The sequence below is a fragment of the Sulfurimonas sp. genome (assembly GCF_016744025.1).
In the GTDB taxonomy this organism is placed as follows: domain Bacteria; phylum Campylobacterota; class Campylobacteria; order Campylobacterales; family Sulfurimonadaceae; genus Sulfurimonas.
The window spans coordinates 1-7,551 of the sequence record NZ_JADGFC010000124.1 but is presented as its reverse complement, the minus strand read 5'-3'; the positions used below and the strand labels follow the sequence as shown (position 1 = coordinate 7,551).

The window sequence follows — 7,551 nt, the reverse complement described above, 5'->3', positions numbered from 1 at the left end:
TAAACTTAGTAGATTATTATCTTGTGAATTATAAGAAAAAGTAGAAAATTATGCACCCGTTTTTTTAATTAAGTCACAATTTTCAAGTATTTGGCTTAAAAAATATCCTTAGTTTTACAATCTTTATATCATATAAACATAACCTGCTATTATCCTATTAATAAATTTAAGCATTTAAAATGCAAATTAGAAGGAGATCATATGAGTGAACCAACCTTAGAAAGTATCGATGATTACAATACATTTAGTGTAGAAAAAAAGAAAGTTTTTTTTGCCATAGTGATTTCAAGTCTTATACTGGGCGTTATTTATACTTTAGCAACAAGTTTTTATCCTCCAGAAGAACCGATTTCAATTGACAAAACATATAAAAAAGTTCCAATGAGATAAGTAATGCGAGTTGATATCAATATTTTGATACAATTGCAAAAAAAAATTAAGGTCACACAATGTTAATGACAGTTGTCGCTATATATACAATATTTGTTTTAATAACTATCTATACAAGCGTAATGCAAATCGGCTATGTAAATATAGCTAAAAGAAAAGATGCAGTTTTACTCTCAAGTGCAGACTTCTTAAAGGCTGGCAACTATGCCGTAGCTAAAGAGAAGATGTCTATTGTAAGCTCATTTATAGACTATATTATGTTTATTGCTTGGATGAGTTTTGGTATATCTTACCTATCAAATAATGTGATTTTTGAATCAGATGCAGTGATGAATATCGCTATAGTTATGGGTTTTGTTATTATTAACTCAATCCTTTCTTTACCTTTTGCATATTATGAGAAGTTTGTTCTTGATGAGAAATTTAGTTTTAATAAGTCAAGCATGACTCAGTGGGTAAAAGACACTCTTATATCTTTTGTAATGACTCTTGTTCTAGGCTCTTTAATGGTATGGGGTATCTACGCGATTATCTCAAACTTCGCTCTTTGGTGGTTATGGAGTTTTGTATTTACATTTACTATATTTGTACTTATAAATATGCTTTATCCTGCCTTTCGTGGAATGTTCTTTGATAAATTTACTCCACTAGAAGATAAAGCTTTAGACTCAGAGATAAAAACTTTAATGGAAAAAGCAGGGTATGTAAGCTCTGGTGTTTTTATGAGTGATGCTTCAAAAAGAGATGCAAGACTAAATGCTTACTTTGGTGGTTTTGGTAAAACTAAAAAAGTTGTACTTTTTGATACATTAGTAGAAAAGTTAAGTACGAAGGAACTTTTAGCTGTTTTAGGACATGAACTAGGGCACTTTGCACATGGAGATATCTATAAAAGCATAGGTCTTGTTGGTGCTATGCTTTTTGCAATGTTTGGTGTCTTTGGAAACCTTCCTGAATCACTTTACTTAGATATGGGGATAACTCCTGCACCATATCTACTTATAATACTTCTTATGTTATTTATGCCTATTTTAAGTTTTATCATGATGCCAATAATTGGAATAGTAAGCCGTCATAATGAGTATGCTGCGGACAAAATGGGAAGTGAATTAGCTGGAAAGGGTGGAGCAATAGAACTTGCAAATGCACTTAAAAAGCTTGTAACAGAGAATAAAAGTTTTCCACTTTCTCACCCTTTATATATCTTTTTTCACTACACGCATCCTCCTGTTTTAGAGAGATTAAAAGAGCTTGGTGTAGATGTAGCAAAGATTGATAAAAGTTCTTTAGAGGGCAAATGCGAAGCCAATATATAGTAAAAGATGTCTTAGCTGAAATCACTTCAAAACTTAAACCTTTTATAGAACGAGCATCTAGAGAAGCACAACTTCTTTTAATGGGGCATCTACAAGAAGATGAGCTTTGGCTTATAACAAACCAAAAGTCTGAAGTCACAAATGTTGAAAAACTATTTGAGTGGGTTGATAGAAGAGCAAAAAATGAACCTCTAGAGTATATAACAAATAGTGTGAGCTTTTACTCACAAGAGTTTTTTATAGCTCCTGGTGCTCTTATCCCTCGTCCAGAGACTGAACTTCTTATAGACGATGTTTTAAAAAACTTTCCAGACATAGATGCAAAGATTACTTTTGTAGAAGTGGGAATAGGTAGCGGAATCATCTCCATTGTTCTTGCACAACATTATAAAAATGCTAAGTTCATAGCTGTAGATATCTCAGCAGATGCCCTTAAAATTGCAAAAGTAAATATAGAGAAGTTTGAGATGCAAGATAGAATTGAGTTACGACTTGGTTCACTTTTAGAACCAGTAGATGAACATATTGATTATCTTGTTTCTAATCCTCCATATATAGCAGATGAAGTTCTTTTAGAATCAAATCTTTCATATGAACCTCAAAATGCACTTTTTGGTGGAAGTATCGGTGATGAAATAATTCAGAACCTACTTGATGAAGTCTTAAAGAGAAATATTAACTTTTTTACATGTGAGATGGGTTATGACCAAAAGGGTAAAATACGTGATTATTTAATTACTAAAGATTTTGAGAATTTAGAGTTTTATAAAGACTATAGTGATTTCGATCGCGGGTTTACATTAAAGATATAGGGCGGTAATAGCTATGAGAAAGAGAATGTATATAGATTTTAGTTATTTGATTATGTTAGCAGCATCTTTTGGCGGAGTTATCGTATTAGGTGCTTTTGTAGCACCAGTCATTTTTAATACAGATAGAATCTTGGTAGAGGTTGCATTAGATAATTTTAACTCTGGAATCATCATGGGTGAAATCTTTCGCCGATTTAGCTACTGGCTTTATATTGTAGCCTCTGTTGTTGCACTTTACGAGGCTGTCATGTATAAGATGGGACAAAGAGATGCCATTGCTTTGTCAAGTGCCGTCACTGTAGTTTTTTCTTCTTTAATGTTTAGCGCAGTATATTCTCCAAAAATATTATCTATGCAATCTATAGGCTTAGAAGCGACACAAAGTGATACTTTTGCTAGTGTCCATATGGCAAGTGAACTTGACTTTAAAATACTAGCTGTAGCGCTAGTTGTTCTTTTTATCAGAAGATTAATGCTCCTTAGAATTTCTTAAATTCTAGAGACTTTTTCTCCTCCTTTCCTCCTTTTATCTCTGCACTTAATACAAATATATTGAAAATATATCATAAACTTAACACTTTTTTAACAATTATTCTATATTATTATACAAATTATAAAAACAGGAGATAGAATGAAGAAAATTATAACTGGTATATTAGTACTAAGTACATTAGTGTTTGGTGCGATGGATGAGGGTAAAGGCAAGCCTCAAGGAAAGAAACAAATGAAGATGTTTCAAACTGTTGGTATGAAACAAGCTATTATTCTTCAAGATGGGAAAGAAAAAATGTTTTGTCCATCATGTGGAATGACTCTTCCAGTATTTTACAAAACAAACCACGCTGCTACACACGGTGATCATACAGAACAATATTGTTCTCTTCACTGTTTAACAGAGACAAATATGAAAAACAATGGCTCTCTAAAAGATATCAAAGTTGTAGATGTTACAACTCTAAAGTTCATAGATGCAAACAAAGCTACTTATGTTGTAGGAAGTAGTAAAAAAGGGACTATGTCAATGAAGAGTAAGTATGCTTTTGCTAAGAAAAAAGATGCTAATGCCTTTGCTAAGAAATTTGGCGGAAAAGTACTTAACTATGAGAAGACATCTAAAATAGCTTCAAAAGGCCTAGAAAAAGAGATGAAAATGATTGCTAAAAGACAAGCAAAAATGGCTCAAAAAGGTGAAATGATGTACAAGAAGATGTGTAAAAAGACAGATGTTACATTCAACTCAACTGCACAAGCTAAAGCATTTGTTAAATCAAGCAAAATTTGTGGAGATATGAAGGGTAAAAAACTTCAAGCTGTTGGAATCTACCTAGGTAGAAGATAAATATTTAATATCAAGGATATATAACTATATCCTTGGTCCTTTTCAAGCTAGCATAAATTATTTAAGATAAAATATTACTTCTTTAAATCAAGGAATTTTATGAAGACACTCAAAATACTTACATTAATCACTATCTTAATTCTATCCTCTCTAAATCTAAACGCAAAAAGTTTTTCTAAAGTAGCTACAAAAGAGCCTGTTTTAGTCCAAAAAGGACATGAAAAGCACTGGTGCCCAGTTTGTGGGATGAATCTAAAAATGTTTTACAAAACAAATCATACTTCACAACTTCATAATAAAACTTCTAGACAATACTGTTCTATGAGATGTTTAGTTATGGACAAAGAAGAGTACGGAATAGACACTTCTAGCATAAAAGTTATAGATGCCTTAAGCGAAAAATTCATACAAGCCTCTAGTGCTTTTTATGTTCTTGGCTCTAAAGTAAAAGGCACTATGAGTAAGAAAAGTAAACTTGCCTTTGCCCAAGAAGCAGATGCCAAAAAGTTTGCTAAAAAATATAAAGGAAAAGTAGTTTCATTTGAAGTTGCAATGAAGTCTGCAAAAGATTCTCTTGTCTCCGATACTCAAGCTATAAAAAAGAAAAAAGAAAAAAAGATTTATCCAATGGGTAAAAAAGTTTTTGATAAAAAATGTAGTAAGGATATAGACCTTACAAATTATATAGAGATAAATGAACTTAAAGCTGCCCTCAACCAAGGAGGACGAGATATACAAAATAACAAACTTTGCAAAGCTATGAAAGAGAAACAACTACATGCTTTAGCTCTTTATCTTTGGGAAGTAAAACGTTTTGGAGATTTGGATGATATCAAGGGCAAAATTCATGTAACAGTAGATGAAAAGTGTCCTATTTGTGGAATGTTCGTATACAAATATCCAAAATGGGCAGCACAAATATTTTATGGCGATATGCATTACTCATTTGATGGTGTAAAGGATATGATGAAGTATTACTTTGATCATAAAGATGGCATCTCTAAAATGTTAGTTACAGATTACTATTCTCAAAAAGCTATAGAAGCTAGAGAATCTTACTTTGTAATAGGAAGTGATGTATATGGACCTATGGGAGATGAACTAATTCCTTTTGAAAAACTCTCAGATGCAAAGACTTTTAGTCTAGACCATAAGGGTTTAAAAACCTTAAAGTTTGATTCAATAAAATTGGATGAAGTAAATAAACTAGATGAATAAATATTTATATACTCCAAAAACTCCTCGTTTATTATCTGTTTTATTTTCTCTCGTGGCTATATTAGTCGCTGAGAGTTTCTACCTTAGTTTTACAAAAACACTTAGTCTTGAGACACAAACTAAGAGAAAAGAGTTTGTAGCTATTAGTGGTCTTCCAGACTTGGCAATTTCAACTGAAGCAACTTTTATTAGACATAGAAGTATGAGTGAAGTTTTTTCTATATACAAAGATGATGGAAGTCTTAGAGAGTACTTTCCCTCGACTTATACCTACTCACACTCTCACATTATAAATGGACATACTAATGCTCAAAAAAATTAACTTCTACCTCATAGAGTACGCAATTAACGCGATACTTAGACAAAAATATAAAAGCTTTTTTATTACAACTATTTTGACACTTCTTATCTTTCTTTTAACAAGTGTTTTTTTTATAACCAACTCTATAAAGTATGAGCTAGACTCAACTGTAGATGCTCTTCCTGAAATAGTTGTTCAAAAGATAAAAGCAGGACGTCACTACGATATAGATGTAGATGTACAAGAAGAGATACTAGAAATCACTGGAGTTGTAGATGCAGTCTCTCGTGTGTGGGGTTATTACTATTTCGAAAATGCTGGTGTAAACTTCTCTATAGTTGGAGTCAATGAGTTTGAAGATCAGTACAAAGAATCACTGAAAAAGATAGTTGAAAATGGAAAATTAGGTGATAGTGATAAAAGTTTTATGGTTGTTGGTAGTGGAGTTAAAAAAAGTATGAGCGAAAACTATTACAAAGAGTACTTTAACTTTATAAAACCAGATGGAACTCTTAAGAAGATGGATATTGTCGGTGTATTTGATGGTGATACTCAGCTAGAATCTAACGATATGATAGTTATGTCAAAAGAGAATGTTAGAGAGATATTTGATATAGATGAATCAAAAGCTACTGATATTGTTGTTAAGGTCTCAAACCCTGATGAAGTACAAACAATAGCATCTAAGATAAAGCTGATTTTTCCAGATAGTAGAATAATCACTAAAAATGATTTAAAAATCTCTTATCAAAATATATTTGATTATAAGAGTGGAATATTTTTAGCACTCTTTATCATTTCACTATTTACATTCTTTATCATTATTTATGACAAAGCAAGTGGTCTTAGCTCTGAAGAAAAAAGAGAGATAGGAATACTAAAAGCTATTGGATGGAGAGTTGATGATGTACTTAAAGAGAAATTTTATGAAGGTTTTATCATCTCTTTTATCGCTTATTTGCTTGGTGTTATCTTGGCCTTTATGTTTGTATATATCTTTCAAGCACCACTTTTACAAAATATATTTACAGGTTACTCACAACTAAAGACATCTTTTGAGCTTCCATTTATTTTTGATGTTCAAACACTTTTTTTGGTCTTTTTTCTAAGTGTACCAATATATATAGCGGCGACTATTATCCCATCATGGAAAACAGCTACTTTAGATGCTGACGAGGTTATAAGGTAAATATGTCATATTGTGATATTTTTGTGGTTTAGTTTTGGGATGTGTTAGTATTTTATAATAAAGGATAATTATTTATGAGTATAGAAGGTACTTTGATTTATGATCAGTTTTTAGATGATATAAGAGAATCTGTAAATAAAGAATTTAGCTATTATAATGTAAGTATAAAGGAAAATGAAAACATATCATTTACGCTTCTTTATTATGTTAATTGGAGAAGAAGGTTTATATGTCAAGCTAACAGAACAGTAATATATTCAACAGAGATAAAGAAAAATAATAAGTATTTAAAATATAAAAAAACAATTGATAAAATAGAATATAAATTGAAAAATGCAGAAGAAATTACATCATATTTAAGTAAAGGAATAATAGAAACTCCCTATATCTGTAATTCTAAAAGTCAAGCTAATGATAAAGACACTTTTCTAAATGCATTCAATATTCATCATTTACACTTGGGAGATAAGTATTTAGAGAAAGACAAAATATTTGACATTAATTTTATCGCTAGAACTAAGGAATTACTATTTATATTAATTAAAAATGATAAGGTCTATTTTTTAGATATTTTGGAACATGATTTTTACAATGAGAACTTATTTAGAATAATAAAAAATAATTGGAGTCAAATATTAGAACCTTATAAGCTTAATGGAATATCCCCAATAAAAAATGAAATCAATAAAAAAGATAAAAAACGATTATTAAATTCTGGTTTAAATATGATGATTGAACTAGATGAAGAAATTTATGCAATTTGCGAAATAGTTTCTAGTGGACATAATTTCGCAGATGTAAGAAATATAGATTGGTTACTTGAAGAAATTAAAACATTGAGTGAAATATTAGTTGAAAATCAAGAGAATATTAGAAATTGTATTAATAAAATGTCAAATGAAGAACTAAGTAATTTTACTTATAAAATAATAATAGAAAAAGGATTGTTGTATTTTTTTGAAAATAAATCGAAAACAATCTTAAGG

Annotated in this window: 9 protein-coding genes; all 9 read left to right on the top strand. The window is 30.5% G+C overall.

Annotated elements, in window-relative coordinates:
- Nucleotides 1-201 precede the first annotated feature (201 nt).
- Entirely contained in the window at nucleotides 202-390 is a 189-nt protein-coding gene (locus tag QZZ48_RS13020) for a hypothetical protein (protein ID WP_294966580.1), read from the top strand.
- A 59-nt stretch (nucleotides 391-449) separates the two neighbouring features.
- On the top strand, nucleotides 450-1,706 hold the full coding sequence (locus tag QZZ48_RS13015; RefSeq protein WP_294966579.1) for a M48 family metallopeptidase: 1,257 nt from the start codon (nucleotides 450-452) through the stop codon (nucleotides 1,704-1,706).
- Nucleotides 1,688-2,518 (top strand): peptide chain release factor N(5)-glutamine methyltransferase, encoded by an 831-nt coding sequence (prmC, locus tag QZZ48_RS13010; protein WP_294966578.1) that lies wholly within the window; start codon nucleotides 1,688-1,690, stop codon nucleotides 2,516-2,518. The genes QZZ48_RS13015 and prmC overlap by 19 nt, the downstream gene beginning before the upstream one ends.
- A 13-nt stretch (nucleotides 2,519-2,531) precedes the next feature.
- A complete protein-coding gene (locus QZZ48_RS13005; RefSeq protein ID WP_294966577.1) occupies nucleotides 2,532-3,011 on the top strand; it encodes a DUF4149 domain-containing protein in 480 nt (159 codons plus the stop codon).
- Nucleotides 3,012-3,149: 138 nt separating this feature from the next.
- A complete protein-coding gene (locus tag QZZ48_RS13000; protein WP_294966576.1) occupies nucleotides 3,150-3,857 on the top strand; it encodes a nitrous oxide reductase accessory protein NosL in 708 nt (235 codons plus the stop codon).
- 99 nt (nucleotides 3,858-3,956) lie between these two features.
- Nucleotides 3,957-5,075 carry a nitrous oxide reductase accessory protein NosL gene (locus tag QZZ48_RS12995; protein ID WP_294966574.1) on the top strand — a complete coding sequence of 373 codons (1,119 nt, stop codon included), beginning with the start codon at nucleotides 3,957-3,959 and terminating at the stop codon, nucleotides 5,073-5,075.
- The gene (locus QZZ48_RS12990) at nucleotides 5,068-5,397 is read left to right on the top strand and encodes a hypothetical protein (protein ID WP_294966572.1); all 330 of its coding nucleotides are present in this window, start codon (nucleotides 5,068-5,070) and stop codon (nucleotides 5,395-5,397) included. The genes QZZ48_RS12995 and QZZ48_RS12990 overlap by 8 nt, the downstream gene beginning before the upstream one ends.
- Nucleotides 5,381-6,565, top strand: a complete 1,185-nt coding sequence (locus tag QZZ48_RS12985; protein ID WP_294966570.1) for an FtsX-like permease family protein — start codon at nucleotides 5,381-5,383, stop codon at nucleotides 6,563-6,565. Before QZZ48_RS12990 ends, QZZ48_RS12985 begins: the two co-directional genes overlap by 17 nt.
- 74 nt (nucleotides 6,566-6,639) lie before the next feature.
- The coding region (locus tag QZZ48_RS12980; protein WP_294966568.1) for a hypothetical protein at nucleotides 6,640-7,551 on the top strand (912 nt) is incomplete at its 3' end.